Source organism: Streptomyces himalayensis subsp. himalayensis, assembly GCF_013778455.1.
GTDB classification, from domain to species: Bacteria; Actinomycetota; Actinomycetes; order Streptomycetales; family Streptomycetaceae; genus Streptomyces; species Streptomyces himalayensis.
In genome coordinates this window covers 98,984-119,013 of sequence record NZ_JACEHE010000019.1, presented here as the reverse complement: position 1 = coordinate 119,013, position 20,030 = coordinate 98,984, and the positions used below count along the sequence as shown (strand labels likewise).

14 protein-coding genes are annotated in these 20,030 nt (G+C 67.5%); 4 read left to right on the top strand and 10 right to left on the bottom strand.

Annotated features, from left to right (window positions below; all coding sequences use genetic code 11):
* Positions 1–81: 81 nt before the first annotated feature.
* Positions 82–456 carry a DMT family transporter gene (locus tag H1D24_RS27820; RefSeq protein WP_181660457.1) on the top strand — a complete coding sequence of 125 codons (375 nt, stop codon included), beginning with the start codon at positions 82–84 and terminating at the stop codon, positions 454–456.
* Between the two features lie 329 nt (positions 457–785).
* On the opposite strand, the gene H1D24_RS44155 is transcribed toward H1D24_RS27820, so the two are convergent.
* The 3 genes from H1D24_RS44155 to H1D24_RS27805 all read right to left on the bottom strand — a co-directional run bounded on the left by H1D24_RS44155 (position 786) and on the right by H1D24_RS27805 (position 4,705).
* Positions 786–899 carry a group II intron maturase-specific domain-containing protein gene (locus H1D24_RS44155; protein WP_181660497.1) on the bottom strand — a complete coding sequence of 38 codons (114 nt, stop codon included), beginning with the start codon at positions 897–899 and terminating at the stop codon, positions 786–788.
* A 359-nt stretch (positions 900–1,258) separates the two neighbouring features.
* The gene (locus tag H1D24_RS27810; RefSeq protein WP_181660456.1) at positions 1,259–2,563 is read right to left on the bottom strand and encodes a glycosyltransferase family 39 protein; all 1,305 of its coding nucleotides are present in this window, start codon (positions 2,561–2,563) and stop codon (positions 1,259–1,261) included.
* A 615-nt stretch (positions 2,564–3,178) separates the two neighbouring features.
* The gene (locus tag H1D24_RS27805; protein ID WP_258564364.1) at positions 3,179–4,705 is read right to left on the bottom strand and encodes a tyrosine-protein kinase domain-containing protein; all 1,527 of its coding nucleotides are present in this window, start codon (positions 4,703–4,705) and stop codon (positions 3,179–3,181) included.
* A gap of 839 nt (positions 4,706–5,544) precedes the next feature.
* On the opposite strand from H1D24_RS27805, the gene H1D24_RS27800 reads away from it, so the two are divergent.
* Positions 5,545–5,838, top strand: a complete 294-nt coding sequence (locus H1D24_RS27800) for a hypothetical protein (protein ID WP_181660454.1) — start codon at positions 5,545–5,547, stop codon at positions 5,836–5,838.
* A 429-nt stretch (positions 5,839–6,267) separates the two neighbouring features.
* Here the strand turns inward: H1D24_RS27800 and rfbD are convergent, their stop codons facing one another.
* Genes rfbD through H1D24_RS27770 form a run of 6 tightly spaced genes read right to left on the bottom strand, consistent with a single transcriptional unit; the run spans position 6,268 to position 15,021 of the window.
* Positions 6,268–7,128, bottom strand: coding sequence for a dTDP-4-dehydrorhamnose reductase (rfbD, locus tag H1D24_RS27795; RefSeq protein ID WP_181660453.1), 861 nt, complete (start codon positions 7,126–7,128; stop codon positions 6,268–6,270).
* Positions 7,125–8,123, bottom strand: a complete 999-nt coding sequence (gene rfbB, locus H1D24_RS27790; protein ID WP_181660452.1) for a dTDP-glucose 4,6-dehydratase — start codon at positions 8,121–8,123, stop codon at positions 7,125–7,127. The genes rfbD and rfbB overlap by 4 nt, the downstream gene beginning before the upstream one ends.
* Positions 8,120–9,187: a glucose-1-phosphate thymidylyltransferase gene (locus H1D24_RS27785; protein ID WP_181660451.1), complete on the bottom strand. Its 1,068-nt coding sequence runs from the start codon at positions 9,185–9,187 to the stop codon at positions 8,120–8,122. Before H1D24_RS27785 ends, rfbB begins: the two co-directional genes overlap by 4 nt.
* A gap of 15 nt (positions 9,188–9,202) precedes the next feature.
* A complete protein-coding gene (locus H1D24_RS27780; RefSeq protein WP_181660450.1) occupies positions 9,203–11,230 on the bottom strand; it encodes a CDP-glycerol glycerophosphotransferase family protein in 2,028 nt (675 codons plus the stop codon).
* Positions 11,227–12,657, bottom strand: a complete 1,431-nt coding sequence (locus H1D24_RS27775) for a bifunctional cytidylyltransferase/SDR family oxidoreductase (protein WP_181660449.1) — start codon at positions 12,655–12,657, stop codon at positions 11,227–11,229. The genes H1D24_RS27780 and H1D24_RS27775 overlap by 4 nt, the downstream gene beginning before the upstream one ends.
* Positions 12,658–12,705: 48 nt before the next feature.
* Entirely contained in the window at positions 12,706–15,021 is a 2,316-nt protein-coding gene (locus H1D24_RS27770; RefSeq protein WP_181660448.1) for a bifunctional glycosyltransferase/CDP-glycerol:glycerophosphate glycerophosphotransferase, read from the bottom strand.
* Between the two features lie 401 nt (positions 15,022–15,422).
* On the opposite strand from H1D24_RS27770, the gene H1D24_RS27765 reads away from it, so the two are divergent.
* Positions 15,423–16,730, top strand: coding sequence for a nucleotide sugar dehydrogenase (locus H1D24_RS27765; RefSeq protein WP_181660447.1), 1,308 nt, complete (start codon positions 15,423–15,425; stop codon positions 16,728–16,730).
* 53 nt (positions 16,731–16,783) lie between these two features.
* Positions 16,784–17,953 carry a glycosyltransferase gene (locus tag H1D24_RS27760; protein ID WP_181660446.1) on the top strand — a complete coding sequence of 390 codons (1,170 nt, stop codon included), beginning with the start codon at positions 16,784–16,786 and terminating at the stop codon, positions 17,951–17,953.
* Between the two features lie 592 nt (positions 17,954–18,545).
* On the opposite strand, the gene H1D24_RS27755 is transcribed toward H1D24_RS27760, so the two are convergent.
* A complete protein-coding gene (locus H1D24_RS27755) occupies positions 18,546–19,997 on the bottom strand; it encodes a glycosyltransferase (protein WP_220137308.1) in 1,452 nt (483 codons plus the stop codon).
* Positions 19,998–20,030 lie beyond the last annotated feature (33 nt).

Sequence of the window (20,030 nt, the reverse complement as noted above, 5' to 3'; positions counted from 1 at the left end):
GCATCGTCCGATCTCCGTCCGGTACGCGAGGCGGAATCCCACTCCGCGCACCGCAATGAACGACCCGTCAGGAGAAAGCCCTTGACCCTTCCGAGTCTTGCGCTGCTGCTCTTCGCCGTCTTCTCGTCGGCGGCCGGGCAACTCCTGCTCAAGCACGGCATGCGCGCCGCTGCGGCCCAGGTCGAGCGCAGGGGTGGATCCATCGCCGTGCACGCCGCGACCAGCCCATGGGTGGTGCTCGGCCTGACGGTGTTCGCCGTCTCGGCGGTGGCCTGGATGTCAACCCTGGCCCGGGTGCCGCTGTCCATCGCCTACCCGTTCAACGCCCTGGGGTATCTGCTGATCGTGCTGGTGAGCGCCACCGTGCTGCACGAGCGGACGTCGCTGTGGACCTGGACAGGATCCGTCATGGTCGTACTCGGGCTCATCACAGTCATGGCAGGACAGCAGAGCTGAAACTACGGCTACGGGCCCGCGCACGCCCGGACCACAACTCCTCAAGTCTCAGCAGTTACATAGTGACTACTCCAGTCGCACTTCGTTATCCCCACTGGTCAGGGGCGATAACGAAGTGCGACTGCGTGCCAGAGCTTCGGGGCCAATCGATGGAACCGGTGGCATCGGTCGTAGTGAACCAGGTGCCGGCAAGACGGGGGCAGCCGGCTCCAACGGCAGGCGGCGCCACTTCGTCGGACTGATGCACCGGCTGCGGGCCAGGATCTCCGACAAGCGTGTCCTGGCTCTGGTGAAGGCGCTCTTGAAGGCGGGAATCATGCACCACGGCATCAGTTCCACGCGTGGTGGTCGATCGCATTGAAGGTCCGCTTCGCCGCGCCGTGACGAAAGTAGGTCGTCCACCCGACCAGGCTCCGGTTCAGGCTCTCCAGGAGCTGGGCCAGGCTCTGGTTCTGGGGGTGTCTCTAGGTCCGCGCCGATACCCGCTCTCTGATGGCCGGCATGGCCTTCGAGGGAGGGGTGTAGATGGCCTGCTTGTTCTTGCCGCGTTTCGGCTGGCGGCGGATGTGGTGGCCGAGAAAGTTGCAGCCCGTCGTCGATGTGGACCAGGCCCACCGCGTCGCGATCTGGCTCCGCCGCAAACATCGCATCCCAGCAGCCAGTTGAGGAATCACTGCGATCACGGATGGCGGTTCGCCGCAGGCGACACAGTGTTCCTCGGCGCATCCAGCGTCGTGGTCGAACGCTATCGCTACCGCGGAACTCGGATCCCGACTCCGTGGACCATCGAACCGGCAGCCGATCAAAGTCGACTGCCGGGCAAGACACGTGGAGTGCCGGATGCGTGGCCAACGCGTACGTCCGGTTCGGGCCGACCGCACAAGGTCAGTCGGGCCCGGGAAGGGTGCAGCGGATGTGGTGGAGGGTGGAGCGGAGTCGCCGTCTGTGGCCGAGCCAGGACCTTGCGAAAACCGCTGGCAATACCCAGCGCCAGCACTGTCCATCCGAAGACGGCGAGGCTCAGCGTGTCTTCATTCCAAAACATGGGTGAGGGCCCTGTGTACACCATGTAGGCGACAGCCCCGACGATTGCGTTGTACGCCAGCCCCTGCCAAAGGCCTGTCGCAGACATGCCCACAGCGGCCCACGCCAGGTACTGGACCGCACCGGCCGTGGACAGCAGCAGCAGGAGCGCCAACGTCAGCCCTACTACGACCGGGGCTTCATCAGGTCGCCGCCAGACGAGCCAGATGCCGATCGCGACGCAGAGCAGTACGAAGAAGAGGTGCCCCTCACCCTGAGCAAAGGCGATGGAGGATTCCGAAATGCCAAGCAAATCGGCAAATCGCATGAGGCCCCAAATGGGCCAGGGCTGGCCTTGGTAGTCGACAACATTTTCCTTGAGGGCGGCCGGTACAGTCAGGACAACCGGCCCCCAAATGAAAGCCGTCAACCCGAAGAGCCCTGCACAGAAACTCAACAGCGCCTGCCGTCCACTGCGCGCAGCCACAACAAGCAGGATTGGAAGTGTCACCACCGGAACGAATTTCACGCTCACCGACAAAGCGGCGACCAGCCCTGCCGTCCAGGGCCGTTTCTTGTCCACCAGCAGATAGGCCGCAGCGATCGCCAACATGACCGCAACAGGGTCATTGTTTCCGTGGTATCCGGAGATAGCAATCAGGAGCGGGCTGAGGGCGACTGTCCATGCACACCCCATCGCAGAGTGGACGGAGGTCCGGCGCCTAAGGATTTCGAATACGAGCATGCTGGAGACGGCGTCGGCCAGCGTCGCCGGTAGGCGAATTAGTGCAGCGAAAGAGAAACCCATCCCGTTGAGTTCACTCATTCCGAGCAGTATCCAGCCGGCCAAAGGTGGATGATTATAAACAGGGAGCCATGGTAGTGGCTGCTCATAGATCCGAATCGGACCAGAATCCTCGATCTCTTCAGAGAATCCGAGGAAGATCGAAACGTCCGCCGACCCTTTCGTTGTATAGAGGAGGATAAATCTGATCACTGTGCCGATCGCCGCCACACAGAAGACCATCATTCGAGCTCTCGGAACCGTCAGGTGTTCAGACCCCAGTCGCGCACTCATGCTCATGGACGAGAACTTAACATCGGGCGCAGCAATAGGCGGTGCCCCACGCCCAACGATAGACTTACCCAAAGCAGCGTTGAGTTTAAGTGTCAGCGAATTTAGCCAGGCTCGGTAGGTGAATGGCTTACCGGAATCACCGGACTGCCCACGCCACTGTAATTGGCATGCCTCGCCCTCGATAGACGTTCGCCTCATTAAGGTGCGGAGATAGATTTATACTACATACTCCGCACGTCGGCCTTCGTCGAAGGGACAGAACCCGCGCCCGGAAACTGGACTGTCCAACCATCAGCACCACTCTCCATGTCAAGCGGCGTCGATCGAGAGGCATCCCGGTCGCGGACACGGGGTGGTAGACGGCATCGGCTATGCCATGTTGACGCCTGTCCGGCGACACTGCCAGGGCGGGCTACGTGCCGGGCCGCCGATTGCCGTAGCGGCGCTGAACGTTGGTGCCTGCGCTCTCCGGCTGCACGACCGAGCCGGGAGCGCGCCCAGCCGCTGGCTGTGAGCCGCTCGGCAAGCGGTGAGCGGTGCACATTGCCTGTGCAGACGAAGAGCACCCACATCATTGCTCGATGGCGCGCGCGGCCGGGGCCCGCGTGCCGGCGCCGTCACTCATCGCAGGCTCCCAGTGAGGGACGTATCCCGCAGGGAGGGACCCTGGGCGCGCCCGCTGTTCGCATTGCCGTAATGGCCGTACCGGTCCTCCTTGGGCAACCGTGCCATCGACAGCACGGCGCCCAGCATCGATGCTCCGACCACACGCAGTGCGGCCACTGCATCCTCGATGCGGTGGCGGGGGGTGTGCTTGGCGCGAACCACCAGGACCGTTCCATCGGTGTGGGCGGCGAGGCCGGTGCTGTCGGCGACGGGGAGCAGCGGAGCGCTGTCGATGATGATTTTGTCGAAGCGTCCGGCCAGCTCCGCCAGTACCTCACGCATGCGGGCAGAGGCGAGCAGCTCGGCCGGATTGGGCGGGAGTTCACCGCTGGCGAGCACGGCGACCCGACCGCCGTCGATGTGCTGGAGCACGTCGTCGAGGGTGGCGCGGCCGATCAGCGCGGTGGTAAGCCCGGCGTTCTCGACCAGCCCGAAGAAGCGGGCAACGCGCGGCTGGCGCAGATCAGCGTCGACAAGGCAGACACGGCTGCCCGACTGGGCGAAAGCCAGGGCCAGATTCACGGCGAAGGCGCTCTTGCCCTCCTCTGCGTCCGCGCTGGTCACCAGGATGGTGCAAGCCGGGCGGTCGACCTGCGTGAACTGAAGCGCTGCCCGCACCAGCCGTACGGCCTCGGCGCGTTCACCGTGTGCGTCGCTGACCATCGCGAGCGGATGTCTCTGGGCCCTGCGGTCATAAGGAACGGTGCCAAGCACCGGTGCGCCTCCGGCTGCCTTCGCGAGTTGCTGAGTGTCGCTGACCGTTGTGTCTGAGCCGTCCCGTACGACGGCGAGCAGAGCTCCGCAGAAGAGCCCAATGGCAAGCGCGCAGAGGGCGTTGAGCAGCGGTCGAGGGGAAGCCGGTTCATCCGGTACCTGCGCGGCGCTGATGACCTCCAACCGCGTCAGCGGATCAGGCTGCGGGCCCTCGAGCGGCGGCTTCTCGCCACGTGCTCGTGCCGCCTCTGCCTGCTTTTCCCGCTCCTCCTCGGTGAGCCGCGAGACGGGGGTCTCCAGCAGTGTCATCTGCCTACGGAACTCAGTGGCGACGGCGTTGGCGATCCGTGCCGCACCAGCGGCGGTGCCGTCCCGCGCCGTGATGTCCAGCAGAACCGATTGCGGGGGAGCCTCGGCGCTGATCCGCTCGGCGAGCTGAACCGGTGTCTCCTTCAATTTGAGTTTCTTCACCACCGGTTCAGTGAACCTGGGACTTGCAACGATCTCTGCATACGACCGCACGCGTTGGGTCGCGAAAGACGAGTATTGTGCGCGTTCGCCCATTGTTTCCGCTCCCTGCGGGGCGGCGAACAAACGATTGGTGGCTTCGTACTCGGGTTCAGCGGCCCATGTCAGTGTCACGCCGACGGTGAGGCCGAGCAACGCAACTGCCGTCACCGTGCACCAGCGGCGGCGCAGGACCTGGAGGAATTCATACAGTTTCACGGAGTTTTGCCCTTCCCTTGCTCGCCGTGCGTGGATTGGCATTACCGGGCTCGGTGTGCCGGGTCTTCCGCTTCCACTGCCAGAGCCCATTCTGAACCTGCTGTCAGAATCGGGAAATTCGGATCAATGCTGCATGCCGGGGCCATAGAGGCCAGCATTCGAAAATTCGGCCGTCTTCACGATTCGCGGCGAACGAGAGGAACCCTGAGACACCGATGCGGTGGCCGCGATCTTGGAAGGCTGACGGCGGCGGGTCTACGGGATGGGCGATCCCGCTTCCCTTCACGTGGTGCCTGTGCATTTTCCGTCCCGTCGCGTCCCGTTCAATGTAAAGTCATGAAGTCAGTTATGCGATGTCTTCCGCATTTAGCGCTGACGGCCTGATCCGAACCCGCGCGGCCCAGAACCCGGCGCTTCGCGATGTAGCTTCGGTGGGTTCGAGACGGAAGGGTTCAGTCATGTCCGTGTGCACAGAGCTCACCAATCCGGTCCGCGCGGGCGATTTTCCGGCCGCGTCCAGATTCTGCCGGGTATGCCAACGACATTGGTGCAGATCAAGTCCGGCCGTTGCGAAGTTTGGCCCCGACTTGGATCCCCAACGCGCGATCCGGCTCCCAGCGTCCAGGGCAATGTGGTGCATAATTCGGCATTTGATCGCACGGATTGCGGAGTCTGTGAATTCCCTGGCGTGCACAGGAGGGACCGTAGAGCAGCGGGGCCGGTGCCTTTTTTTACCACGCCCCGGAAACTTCCGGCTTCACCCCCATGGACGCTGCCCGGCCAGGACCGCAGAACAAGGCCCGATCGGCGAACCACTCGATGGTGCGCGCGATGCCCTCGTCGAGCCGAACGCGCAGACCCATCCCAGCACCTTGTTACTCATGGGGGCGCCGACTTGCAGGGCACCCGGCGCATTGTGTGGCGGCCGGTGCTCCCCTGGGACACACGTCGAAGCCAGCTGCCGGGAGTGGCTCGCGCACCCCGGGCAGTTCGTCCCCGCAGAGATCGGCAGCCGTCCGCTGCCTACCGCCGGCACCGCGGACGGTGAAGCCGAGCCGAGTATCCAGCAGGTCGCAGCCCGCCTCGGCATCCTGCCCGCCGCCATCATCTACCAGATCCGAGCCGGTCGCCTTGCCGCCCGGCACCGCAGCAACGGCCGCGTCGCGATCCCCTGAAACAACATGGTCGGCCGGTGGCTGCGAGAACCCGCCAAGGAGGCCGCGCCGGTACTGCAGCGCGTTCAGTCGCTGGCGGAGCAAAATCGCCAGCTAGGTGAGGGTACGGGGCGGCCAGGTTGGCCAGGCTCCGTTTGATGTTAGCCGGTCACACCCGCTTCGTCGCCGAGTAGGCCCGGGGCGCGGTGTCAGGCGGACCGCTACCCGGACATCGAGGCGCTCGCGCGGTTGGGAGAAGGACATCAGGCCGCACGCCGAGCTGACCGGCCTGCAGTGGGAGCGCGGCACGCTGCTCCTCGGCTTCACCGGCGAGATGCGTCGCAAGCAGCCGATGACCTTCCTCCGCAAAGAGAGGTAGAGCTGCTCGACCTTCCGCTCGGAAAGACGGCTGGGGAGGTCTCGATCCCTGCCCGTGTCCCGGGCAGGGGATCAGGTCGAGCGGCGGATACCTGGGAACGCGGCGCTGAGTGCCACCCGCCAGTCACGCAGCGCCCCCAGCCCCACCTCTCCCCAGCGCCCATGGTGCAGCACGCTGAAGGCTGGGCGGGGTGCCGGGCGGATGTACGCCGTGCTGTCCGTGGGGCGGACGCGCGACTGGGCGGCGCCGGTAAGGCGGAAGACCTCGCGTGCGAGGTCGTACCAGGTGGCCTGTCCTGAGTTGGTGCCGTGGAAGACGCCGGCCGCTTCGGGGTGCGTGCCCAGCCAGACGAGCCGTTCGGCGACATCGCGCGTCCATGTGGGCTGGCCGACCTGGTCGTTGACGACATCGACCGTGTCGCGCTCGCGCTCCAGACGGAGCATCGTGCGGACGAAGCTCGGTCCGTGGGCGCCGTACAGCCAGGCCGTGCGGACCACCGCCGCGCGGTCGGGCAGCACGCTGAGCACGGCCTCCTCGCCCGCCAGCTTGGTGCGGCCGTAGGCGGTGCGCGGGCCAGTCGGGGCATCCTCGGCATACGGAACGGTCGCGTCGCCGGGGAAGACGTAGTCCGTCGAGACGTGAAGGAGGCGGGCGCCGTACGCACGGCACGTCTCGGCAAGCAGCTGCGGGCCGTCGGCGTTGACCCGGAGCGCCTCCGCCTCCCGGGACTCGGCGTCGTCGACCGCCGTCCAGGCCGCGCAGTTGACGACGACGTCCGGGGCGACGGTCTTGATCGCGAGCCGGACCTGAGCGGGGTCTGTGATGTCCAGTTCGCGGCGAGTGCGGGCGCCCACCTTCGCGCCCTGCGCGGCCAGCAGATCGACGACCTCTCGGCCGAGCATGCCGCCGGCGCCCGTGACCAGCCACTTCATCGCTGAGCCCCGACATGTGCGCGCGCCTTGAGGGGCTCCCACCAGGCGCGGTTGTCGCGGTACCAGGCCACCGTCTCGGCCAGACCCTCCGCGAAGGCCTTCCGGGGCCGGTACCCGAGCTCCGTACGGATCTTGGTGCAGTCCACCGAGTAGCGGCGGTCGTGGCCCTTGCGGTCCTCGACGTACTCGACCATGTCCCAGTCGGCGCCGCACGCGTCGAGCAGGCGCTCGGTCAGCTCCCGGTTGGAGAGTTCGGTGCCGCCGCCGATGTTGTAGACCTCTCCGGGCCGGCCGCCGGTACGGACGAGTTCGATGCCCTGGACGTGGTCGTCGATGTGCAGCCAGTCGCGGACGTTGAGACCGTCCCCGTAGAGCGGGACCTTCCGCCCGTCGAGCAGGTTGGTGATGAAGAGCGGGATGACCTTCTCGGGGAACTGGTGGTGCCCGTAGTTGTTCGAGCAGCGGGTCACGCGGACGTCGAGCCTGTGCGTGCGGTGGTAGGCCAGGGCCAGCAGGTCGCTGGACGCCTTGGAGGCGGAGTACGGGGAGTTCGGCGCGAGCGGCTCATACTCCGTCCAGGAACCGGACTCCAGGGATCCGTACACCTCGTCCGTGGAGACGTGCACGAAGAGCCGCGGCGCGTTGTGCAAGGCGGCGTCCAGGAGGGTATGGGTGCCGAGGACGTTCGTACGGACGAATTCGCCGCCACTGAGGATCGACCGGTCGACATGGGATTCGGCGGCGAAATGCACGATCTCGTCGTGCTCGCCGACGAGCTTGCGCACGAGGTCGGTGTCGCAGATGTCCCCGTGCACGAAGGCGAAGCCGGGGTGGGCGCGCACCGGGTCCAGGTTGGCCGGGTTGCCCGCGTAGGTGAGGGCGTCCAGGACCGTGACCTGCACGTCTCCGGGGCCGCCGGGGCCGAGGAGCGCCCGGACGTAGTGTGAGCCGATGAAGCCGGCACCACCCGTCACCAGGATCTTCGTGGTCGTCATGAGCAGATCTGAACCTTGCTGTGATCACCGAGTACGAATCGGTGGGCGGCGGGCACGCGCGGGGCGGGGGTCACGTCCACCTGGCGGCCGATGAGCGACGCCTCGATACGGCGGACGCCGCGCACGGAGGCTCCGGTGAGGACGATGGAGTACTCGATCTCGCTGTCGTCGACGGCGCATTCGGCGGCGATGGAGGTGAAAGGGCCGATGTACGAGTCCGTGACGGTGGCGCCCGCGCCCACCACGGCGGGGCCGACAATGCGGGAGCGCCGCACCCGGGCGCCTTTCTCGATACGCACCCGGCCGATGATCTCACTTTCGGAGTCGACGTCCCCGGCCTGTACCGGCTCGAGGACTTCCAGTACCGAGCGGTTCACCTCGAGCATGTCCGTGACATTGCCCGTGTCTTTCCAGTAACCGGTGATGGTGGTCGAGCGGACGTTTTTCCCGTTCCCGATGAGCCACTGAATGGCATCTGTGATCTCCATCTCGCCGCGGGCCGACGGCTCGATGGAGCGTACGGCCTCGTGGACCAGCGGCGTGAAAAGGTAGACGCCGACGAGAGCGAGGTCGCTCTTGGGATGCTGCGGCTTCTCCTCCAGCGCGATGACGTTCCCGGAGAGATCGAGCTCGGCGACGCCGAAGGCCGACGGGTCGCTGACGGGGGTCAGCATGATGTGGGCATCGGGACGCTCTTCACGGAAGGCGTCGACGACCGATGTGATGCCGCCCACGATGAAATTGTCACCGAGGTACATGACGAAGTCGTCGTCGCCGAGGAAATCCCGGGAGATCAGCACGGCGTGGGCCAGACCGAGCGGACGTACCTGGTGGATGTAGGTCACCCGGATACCGAACCGCGAGCCGTCACCGACCGCCTCGCGAATCTCGCCGGACGTCTCACCGACGACGATGCCGACATCGCGGATACCGGCCTCGGCGAGGGATTCGAGCCCGTAGAACAGCACGGGTTTGTTCGCTACCGGCACCAACTGCTTGGCGGAGGTATGGGTGATCGGGCGAAGCCGGGTTCCCGAACCGCCGGCGAGTACAAGGGCTTTCATGGGGCGCATGACTGGTCAACGACTTCCTGAGGTCTGAGTTGCGTTGGACGTGGCTTTTGAGGGTTTCTCAACCGGTGGTTGTTGCGGGACGACGGGGATGGCCAGCGCGGTGATGGATTCCGCTGCGTGGGCGAGACGTTGGACCGCCCTGTTGAATCGCGTCATCGCATCCGGCTCGTCGGGACCGAGCAGATAGTGCTTCACGTCATCGCGGGTCTCGCGCATCGTGTCGGGTTCCTTTCCGGCAGCGACCAGCAGCGCGTCATGGAGGCCCGCCGCGTCCGGTGTGAGGACGAACGCGCCCAGGGCCGCGGTATAGCGGCGGCGGAATTCCTCCTCGCCCAGCTCGGCGCCATCGACGATGGCGTACGGCTTTCCGCTCGCGACGAAATCGGAGACGACGCTGGAGATGTCGGAGACGAGCAGGTCGCACTCGTTGAAGCAGGAGTACAGATGCGGGCCGTCCGCATCGATCACGATGTGCTGTTCCGGGGCGTGGTCGGCCCAGAACAGCGCGTCCCGGCGCTCCGTGAGACCTTCCAGGACGCCGGCGTCCTCCGCGGTCAGCAGGGAGTCACGGGCGCGCTCGGCCTCGTCCGCACCCGCTCGGCCCGGGGTCTGGGCCGAGCGCCACTGTGCCTCGACGCGCATGCGTTCGGCCGTGAGCAGGGGGTCCGCGGGGGAGGCGGGGCGGGCGGCGTTGGCTGCCTGCAGCAGGGCCACGATGCGCTCGTGCGCCTGCTTCGCTCTCGGGTCCCGTACACCCGTGTAGGGATGCGGCTTGTAGAGGATCCGCACCTCCACCGGGGCGGAGAGCAGCGCCCTGATGATCAGCTCGCCCGAATCGATGAGCGAGGTGACGCCCGGCTCCGGCTCCCAGCTCTCCCAGGTCGGCGCGTACAGAACGGTCAGCGGCGTGCGGGGCTCCTCCACCGCCCGCCGGACCGGGGCGAGTTGCGGCCTGCCCACCTCGACGATGTCCTCGTCCCGTACGCCCACGTCCGCACCCGCCCAGCGGTCGCGCCCGGCCCGGCCTGCCGTCCACACCTCGTCGTAGACCTTGGCGTACGGGTTGACCGACGCCTGCTTGTCGCTGTCGCCGTGGCCGATGAAGACGTGCCTGGCGGTGGGGATGCGGAGCATGTGGATGTTCGGCCCGACGTTGGACGCGTAGAACACCACGCGTGCGGAGCCGAAGTCGAGGCTCATCACATGGTTCGCGTTCGACACGCACATCACCGGCAGCGTTGTGGGGGCCAGATCGGTGAGGATGTGGCGCTCACGCAGGAGAACCACCGCGCGGGCGTCCAGCGCCTCCAGCGTCCTGAGCCACATGTTGATCTGGTAGGCGGAGGACTTCATGCCGCTGAAGTACAGGACCACCGTGGGCCGGTTCTCCCGCAGCCAGCGGTCGGCGAAGGCGAGGACCCGTTTGTCGTCGGGCGTGGTCCGGGCCTCCAGGAAGACCGGCAGCAGCGCCACGTCATAGGCGATGACCAGGGTGACGGTGGCGGCACAGCCCACCGTCCCGGCTGCCGTGCTTCCCGTCGCGACCCACACGAGGAGTCCCGCGACAGCGGGCACGTCGGCGTGCATGACCTTCTCGAATCCCCGGAGCGTGAGCAGCGGCGAAGGGGTGTCCGGGATACGCAGCGGCCCCAGGTCGATGTTCCGGGTCACCACAGGGAGCCTGCGGGCCCGCTTGATGAGCGTCAGGAGCAGGCTCTGCGGCGCCTGGAGCACGTAGAAGAGGACGAAGGTGGTGGCCGCGAGCAGGACGGGGGCGTCCATGCGCGCGAGCAGCACCACGAGGAGCAGCTGGCGGACGACGAAGCGCAGGGTCAGGCCGACACGGGCCGTGCGCACCGCCGAGAAGAGCCAGGTGCCGGCCTCACTCAGGCGCCAGTCGGCGGCGTACGTCACGGCAGCGGCACATCCGAAGAGCCATGGGTCGCCCAGTGCGGCTGCCAGGGCCAGCGTCGGATAGGCGAGCAGGAAGCCGATCGAGGAGAAGGGGCGCTCGGAGAGCAGTTTCGCGATCACCGGGCAGCGCTCCCCACGGACGACTCGAGGCGGACGTCGATGACCTGGCCGGTGCGGCCGGACAGCAGCACGTCGATCGATGTCCGGGCGACCGCATCCGACGTCAGCAGGGAGTCCGCGGGCTCGTCGCCGAAGGCCCGCACCCGCATCGGGGTGCGGGTCCGCTCCGGGTTCACGCAGTTGACGCGGATGCCGTCGGCCGCCCACTCGTCGGCCAGCGCCTGCGTGAGGTTGACCATGGCCGCCTTGGAGGACGAGTACAGGCTGTACTCGGCGCGCCCGCGCGTGTAGCTGCTGGAGGTGTACAGCAGCAGATGGCCGCGGCTGGCGGCGAGGTACCTGTGTGCTGCCTTGGCGATCTGCACAGGAGCCAGGTAGTTGACCTCGAGGGCCTCGCGGATGGCCGCGTCGGAGCACTCGTTGAGGCGGCCGATGCGCAGGACAGCGGCCGTGTTGATGACGTAGTCGATCCGGCCGGCCACCGCATGCGCCTCGGCGAGCGCCTTCTCGATCTGCTCGGCGTTCTCGACGTGCACACCGGTGGTGCTGCGCCCGTGTGCGAAGACCGTGGCCCCGTAACTCCGCGCCAGCTTCGCGACGTCGGCGCCGATGCCGTACGAACCTCCGAAGACGACCAGCGACTTGCCCGCGAGCAGGCGGCGATAGGCGTCCTCGCCGCTCTGGGGCGGCACGGTGTGCGAGGAGAGCTGGAAGAGCTTGTCGGCGATGTGGATGTCGACCGGCTCGGTCACCTTCATGTTGTGCGCCTCGCCCCGGACGACATGGATCGGCACGTCCGGCAGGTAGTTAAGGACGACGGAGCAGTCGTCGGTCGCACGGAAGGCCGGGTCCGAGGAGGCGATCTCGTACGCCCTGCGGATCGTCGACAGGCTGAAGGCCTGAGGCGTCTGGCCCCGGCGCAGCCGGCTGCGGTCCGGGATGTCGGTGATGTACTCGCCGTCCGCGCCGTGCGTGCGCGTGACGATGATGGTGTCCGCGGTCGGAATGGCCACGTCGACGGCGTCGTGGGTGTCGAGGGCGGCGATGCAGTCGGCGACGATCCGCTGCGAGAGCAGAGGGCGTACGGCGTCGTGGAAGAGGACCTTCTGGTCCTGCCCCTCGGGGGTCCGGGCCGTCAGGAAGCCGATGGCGCGCTCGGTGGTCTCGTTGCGTGTGGCCCCGCCCTCCAACACGCGCACGATCTTGGTGAATCCTTTCTTCGCGACGATCTCCTCGGCCCGCCCCACGTATCCGGGCGTCATCATCAGCAGGACCTCGTCCACGCCCGGGGCTTCCTCGAAGATCCCGAGGGTGTGCTCGAGGACGCTCCTCCCCGCGATCTTGACGAACTGTTTGGGGAGGGCGAGGCCCACGCGCTGTCCGGTGCCTCCGGCGAGGACGACAGCAGTGGTACGCATCGATGCCATGGGGAGGTACGTGATCCTTCCGTGCTGAGTGGCGGCTCGGGCTGACGCTCACGGTTCGACGAGCGGGGAGCAACGGGCGGCGGCCGGGGGTTGTTCGGTGGGCAGATCGGAGACGGACGACTCGGCGGCCGGGGCGGCGATCGCGGCGGGGGCTGGGCGGCGGTCCTGCAGCGGCACGAACGATGGGAGGCCTTCGGTCTCGCCGAGGAAGACATGTCGTACGACGCGTTCGGCAGCGCGTCCGTCGTCGTAGGGGCAGAAGCGTTGGCGGAAGGCGGCGCGGTGCTGGGTGGAGCGGGGGCTGCGCCAGGTGCCGGTGGCGAAGACGTCGATGAGTTCGTCCTCGGTCTGTGCGACGGGTCCGGGTGGGAAGGACCTGAGGTCGAAGTAGGTGCCGCGGGCCGCCTCGTAGGCCTGCCAGTCGTCGGCGTAGATGACGATGGGGCGGTCGAGATTGGCGTAGTCGAACATGAGCGAGGAGAAGTCGGTGACCAGCACGTCGCTCGCCAAGCAGAGGGATTCGATGTGCGGGTACTTCGAGACGTCGATCAGCTGTGACGTTTCTGCGCGGCCGTCCATCGGCAGTGACGTTTCTGCACCCGCGACGGGTGTGTCGTAGAAGTAGTGCGCGCGGGTCAGCACCGTGAAGCCGGCGCCGAGGGCGCGGAGCATCCGCTCCAGGTCGAGCGAGTGGCGTGGGGTGCGGCGGTAGTCGCGGTGGGTGGGGGCGTAGAGGATCGCGACGGTGTCGCGGGGGATACCGAAGGACTGACGCAGGCGGGCGACGTCCTCGGCGGTGGCGTGCTGGTAGATGTCGTTGCGGGGGTAGCCGTATTCGAGCGTCTTGTAAGCGGCTGGAAAAACGTTTCTCCAAACGCGCGACGAATGGGGATTGGAAGAAAGCAGGTAATCCCACTTATCGGCATTGGCCATGAGCTGCGCGAAGTCCATGCCTCGTGCTGCGGCAGGCCGCTCCATCAAATCGAGACCCATGTGTTTGAGGGGAGTGCCGTGCTGGGTCTGGAGGAAGATCTGGCCGCGGCGCTTGACGAGTTGGCGGTCGAAGTTGACGTTGTTGACCAGGTACTTGGAGCGGGCGAGGGCGGTCCAGTAGGCGGCTGTGCCGGGGGAGAGGCGTCGCGCGGCCGCGGGAATGGTCGTGTGGTGCCCGGAGTGGGCGATCCAGGCGGTGCGGATGCCGGGCACCATTTCCCGCGCTTTCTCTTCGATGGCCGCTGGGTTGCAACGGTAGCCGCGGCCCCAGTACGCGGAGAACACGGCGTGGTTCTCGCGCAGGGGCAGGCGCAGCTGGATGCGGTAGTGGAGCCGGAGCACCCCGACCCAGAGCGCGTGGCGCAGGGCACGGGCCAGGCGGCGGGCGCCGCTCTGGAGGGCGGTGAGGGCCGTCAGCGCGCGGTAGGTGCGGTGCGCACCCAGGCGTACCAGTGTGTGCCGGATCCTGGAGCGCCACCTGGCAGGAGCCGCACTGAGGACGTGGTGGCGGCAGCAGTGGGTGCGGGCCCGGCGTAGGAACGCGGCGCGGCTGCCGCGGGGGAGCCGGCTGCGGGCCAGGAACACAGTGCTGAAGTGGTCGAGCATGCGCGCGAAGACGACAGGACGCAGGCCCGCGGGCTCTGGATGTGCGTCCAGATAGGCGAAGACCCGGTCGTACTGCTCGAAGATCTCGAAGTGCCGAGAGCTGGAGGTGCGGGTGATGGCTCCGTGCCTGCGCTGCCGGTAGTGCACGCAGACCCGGTCGAGCACCGCGATCGACTCGGCGGTCAGCAGCACGGGATAGGTCCAGGAGACGTCCTCGTAGTAGCCGGGTGCGAAGGTGAAGCCCTCACGCTGGAGGAAGTCACGGCGGTATGCCTTGTTCCAGACCACGTGGAGCAGTTGCAGTAGGCCGGGCCGCTCCGTGAGTTGGAAGACGGCGGGGCCTTCTTGGACGAGCTCGGCCGCGAAACGGTCGCGAGCCGTCCTGCCGTTCCAGTACGCCCTCACGTAGTCGTAGACCAGGAGATCGGGGTGGTCCGTGTCCTTGATCCGGTCAGAGATCGCCTGCAGCGCGTGCGGGGTCAGCGTGTCGTCGCTGTCCAGGAAGATGACGTACTCGCCGATGGCGCGGTCGAGACCGGCGTTCCGGGCCGGGCCGAGCCCGGCGTTCTCCGGCAGATGGATAGCGGTGACGCGCGGGTCGCGGGCCGCGAACTCGTCGACGATGGCACCGCTGCCGTCGGGTGAGCAGTCGTCGACGGCGATCAGCTCGAAGTCCGTGAACGACTGGCCCAGTACGGATTCGAGGCATGCGTGCAGATAGGCCTCCACCTCATACACGGGGACGATCACACTGAACCGAGGCAAGGTGCATCCATAGGTCGTTAACGGCATATAGCGCTGAAACGACCAATAGGGTACGTGAGTTACGCCGGGTTGTGCCGTCCGGGGGAAGCCGGGAGGGAAGCTGCCAGGGGGACCTTGGCGTCGGCCGTGTCACCGCATAGGCACCGAGTCCCTGTACCCGAGACAGAACCTCCGCCCTCTGCCGCTGTCGCACAGGTGGGTTGCGGGTCGTCGCTCACAGCGTCATCGCCAGGCCTTCGGTCCGAACCGCCGTCACGCCCGCACCGGTGCGTACAAGGAGTGATGGTGAATCGTTTCTGTCTAGGCCACCGGAGTGGAACAGGGCCCAATCACCCGAACTCGATCCAGAGATCGGAGGTTGTAGGAAGGCCGACGCTCTCGTTCCCGAATGGAGACTGCCCATGAGCGGGTCCACCTTGTCGATCCCGGCCGCGGATGAAGAACTGCCCGATTGCGTCGAAGTCGCGGTCATCGGGCTCGGTTATGTCGGGCTGCCGCTCGCTCGGGAGGCGGCGTCGGTCGGCCTGAGAGTCGCGGGTCTCGACCGGGACCCGCGTGTTGTCGAGGGCCTCAACGCCGGCCGCTCCCACGTCGACGACGTGTCAGACGACGACGTCCGCCAGATGCGGATGGCGGGATTCACGGCGTACACGGACGACGCCTGTCTTGCCCGGGCGCAGACCGTCGTGATCTGCGTGCCGACCCCGCTCAGTGAGGACGGCGGACCCGATCTGAGCGCGGTGACCTCCGCCGTCCGTGCGGTCGCGGGCAGGCTGCGGCCCGGACAGCTCGTCGTCCTGGAGTCGACCACCTATCCGGGCACCACCGAGGAGGTCGTACGGCCGCTGCTCGAGGAGTCCAGGCTGCGGGTCGGCGAGGACTTCGCGCTGGCCTTCTCGCCGGAGCGCATCGACCCTGGCAACACCACTCATGGGTTGCGCGATACACCCAAGGTGGTCGGCGGCTGCACCCCGTCGTGCGCCGCCCATGCGGTCGCCTTCTACGGCAAGTTCATCGACACGGTCGTCCAGGCGAAGGGCACCCGTGAGGCCGAGATGGCCAAGCTGCTGGAGAACACCTACCGGCATGTGAACATCGCCCTCATCAACGAACTAGCCATCATCAGCCGAGAGTTGCATGTCGACGTGTGGGACGCGATCCGCTGCGCGGGCACCAAACCGTTCGGCTTCCAGGCGTTCCGGCCGGGCGCCGGCGTGGGCGGACACTGCATCCCCATCGACCCGAGCTACCTGTCGTACAAGGTGCGGTCCTCGCTCGGCTACGAGTTCCGCTTCGTCGAGCTCGCCCAGGACATCAACCGGCGGATGCCCGAGTACGTCGTGCGCCGCGCCCAGGACCTCCTCAACACCGCCGGTCGGCCGCTGCGCGGCTCCCGGGTGCTGCTGCTCGGAGTCACCTACAAGCCCGACGTCGCCGACCAGCGCGAGACCCCGGCCGTGCCGGTTTCCCGGCTGCTGCGGAAGCGGGAGGCCGAGGTGTCCTTCCACGACCCGCATGTGCAGCTGTGGACCGTTGATGGGGTGGCCGTCCCGCGCGTCGGCGATCTGATGGCGGCGGTGCGCGATCACGACCTGACGATCCTGCTGCAGGACCACTCGGCCTACGATCTGCCCGCTCTCGCCGACGAGGCACGCCTGCTGTTCGACACCCGGGGGCGGATCTTCCAACCGGGGGTCGAGGTCCTGTAGGCCGCCCGCGAGTCCGCACGTCCCTGGCCTGCCGGGAGTTATGAGGTTCTCTAATGCTTGTACTCGTCGTCACCATCGTGCATCACCCCGAGGATGCGCGGATCCTGCACCGGGAGATCGCCGCTCTGCGGGAGCGCGGTCACCGGATCGTGTACGCCGCGCCGTTCGAGGCGCTCGCGGTGACGCCGCGGCCGGATGTCGAGGGGGTGACCCTGCCCCGGGCCGCCGGCCGCGACCGCCGCGCGGCGCTGCGCGCGGCTCGCACGCTGCTGGCCGAGCGAGGGCCGGAGGCGGACGTGGTGCTGCTGCACGATCCCGAACTGCTGCTGGCTCTGCCCGGCGTGATGCGCCGCTGGCGGCGTGCCGGTCAGCGCCCGGTGACGGTGTGGGACGTACACGAGGACACGGCAGCGGCGCTCGTCATGAAGCGCTGGGTGCCGAGGGTGATGCGGCCACCGCTGCGGCTGGGCGTGCGGGCCGCGGAACGGCTGGCGGAGCGGCATCTGCGGCTCCTGCTCGCCGAGGACGCTTACCAGTCCCGCTTTCGCCACACCCACCCGGTGGTACCGAACTTTGCGACCACCCCGCCCGCGCCGCCCGAGCCGCCCGGCGCCGACCGCGTCGTGTATCTGGGCCACCTGTCGCGGGCGCGCGGCGTACTGGACCTCATCGAGACGGCGCGTCTGCTGGGACCTGCCGTGCGGGTCGAGGTGATCGGCGAGGCGAATCCCGACGTACGAGGTGCGCTCGAGCAGGCCGACGGGGAGGGCGTGCTGCGTTGGCACGGCTTCCTACCCAACGATCTCGCCCTCGCACGGCTTTCGGGGGCCCTGGCGGGCCTCTCCCTCCTGCACGACCAGCCCAACTACCGCCACTCGCGCCCGACCAAGGTCGTCGAGTACATGGCTCACGGCGTGCCGGTCGTCACCACGCCCACCCCGCTCGCGGCCGAGCTGGTCGAGCGACACGGCTGCGGACTGGTTGTCCCGTACGAGGATCCGTCGGCCGCGGCGGAGGCCGTACGACGCCTGAGCGCTGACCCGGAACTGCGGCTGCGGGCGGCTCGACAGGGCCGCGCGGCGGCACTTTCCGCTCTGAACTGGCAGGAGAGGGCGACCGAGTTCGCTCTCCAGCTGGAGGGATGGGTCAAGGAGGCAGAGGTACCCGGGGGACGACGATTCCGGCTCTACGGTCGCACGGGTGACGCGGCTCGTACAGGCTGAACTCGCCGCTGGCCCGACCGCCGGAAGCCGATCGCCCGTCCGCATGGCAGGTGCAGGAGAGGCCTGGTGAACTCGAAGCCCTCAAGGGCGAGTTCGGCGGTCCACGTCGTTCGCACATCAGCATCAGTTCCTGAGAGGCCTGCGGGCGGTCGGCGCACTCCGCGGACGGCACACCGGTGTGCCCAACCACGTGCCCCAAGCCAAGCTGGCGATATCTGCTGGTCCGCCCGCTGCATCTGCCACAGGAACCTTATAAGCACGTCGTGGGCATGGGACCAAACATCGATTGGCGACGCGTTCGCGGACGGGCTTGATGACAGGCCGCATCCGCCCGGGACGACTTCGTTCGCCCGCGTACTACCGTGCACCTCGGGTCGTCCGGCACCCATCCACGCCGCGGGTGGGTTGCTCACGCCCTCGGCGACCCAACTCCCCTGCGTGAGGATGGACGTGCGGCAGGCCAGGGGGCCGGGGCGGTCTGAGCCGGTTAATCGGCGTCGGGTGGTACAACACGCTGCTGATGCCACGCTGCCGCAGGTCTGCCTGCGCCCCATTCCCGACGGCCGTCGGGAATGGGGCCGTGTACTGGTCTTCAGGCGCACCCAAGACTGCGATACGCCTCACGGGTCGTGGCGGCGACGCGTTTCCAGGTGCGTTCACGCACGACCAGGTTGCGGGCGGATGCTCCCCATTCCGTCCGCCGTTTTTGACTGTACAGAAGCATTTCGAGGGCATCTCTCCAGGCGTGGGGTGAATCAGGCGGAATTAGCTGGCCATTGACGTCCGATTCGACCAGTTCTCTCATGGCGGTGAGATCACTACTGGCCACGGGAAGACCGCTCGCCATTGCTTCGACCGGCTTGAGAGGGGTCACCAGGTGGCAGACTCGTTCGTCGGTGCGTGGCACCGCGAATACATCCAATACTGCGTGATAATCCCGCACTTGGGCATGCGGCACCCGGCCTGTGAAGAGGGCTACGCCGTCGCCGAGACCCAATCGGGCGGCCAGCTGTTGCAGTGCCGCGCGTTCCGGGCCGTCGCCCACGATCAGTAGCCGCAGGGGCACGCCCCGACGTCGCAACTCGGCACCCGCATGCAGCAATGTGCCGATTCCCTCGTGTGGCGTCAGGCTACTGACGGTGCCGACGACGAGGTCGTCCGGTGCGATGCCGAGCCGGGCGCGCAGCGGCGCGCCGTCCGGCAGAGGGGCCAGGAACACCTCATCCACCGCGTTCGGGGAGATCAGAACCCGTTCCTCGGGCACCCCGCGTGCCACGATTTCGGCCTTCATCGCTGCGCCGAGTGTCAGAACCAGATCGGCCTCGCGCATGCAGTACGTCTCCAGCTCGCGCCGGGCGAGGTAGGTCCCATCGTCCCGGGACCGACCTGGGGCCTGCGTCAGCCAGGTCTCCTCCAGGAAGCCCCGTACCTCGTAGACCACGGGCAGGCCGTAGGCCTCGCGCAGGGCCAGCGCCACGCGCCCGTTGCCGTGGTCGGTGGCCGCGTGCAGGACGCCGGGCCTCAGTTGCTCCACCAGACGGCCGGCCAACTCGGCGTTGCGGGACAGCGCCGCGCCCTGCCCGTATGGCAACCGGAGGGGCAGCAGCCGGTGTTGCGGCACGCCATTCACTATTTGCAGTGGGCGGGCGTCCAGCACACCCTGCGCCACCGGAAACCCGACGCGCGTCACGACGTGCGGATCGAGTCCGGCAGCCAGCTGCGCCTCGGCGAGCGCCTGGGTGCGCACGGTGTAGCCGGCGTGCTTGAACGGCAGTCCGTTCGTTACCAGATGGAGTACCCGGCCCGGAACGGGCCGGACGGTTCGCCTGGCGGGGGCGGGCACCCGTGCCGCGGACGGTGTCGCGATCGGCCCGGCCGCTTGGGCGTGGGCGGCGAGCCGCCGCTCGAGTTGCCGCAGTCGGCATCGGACGCGCACCGGCGTCAGCCGTACACCCAGCAGCATCGCCCGATAGGGGTCGTGGCGCAGCTCGGCCCAGGCCGCCGATACCGCCAGGATGAGGGCATGAGGGATACGACGAGACATGCCGCAACAGTAGGACGGACAGAGCGGAGAACA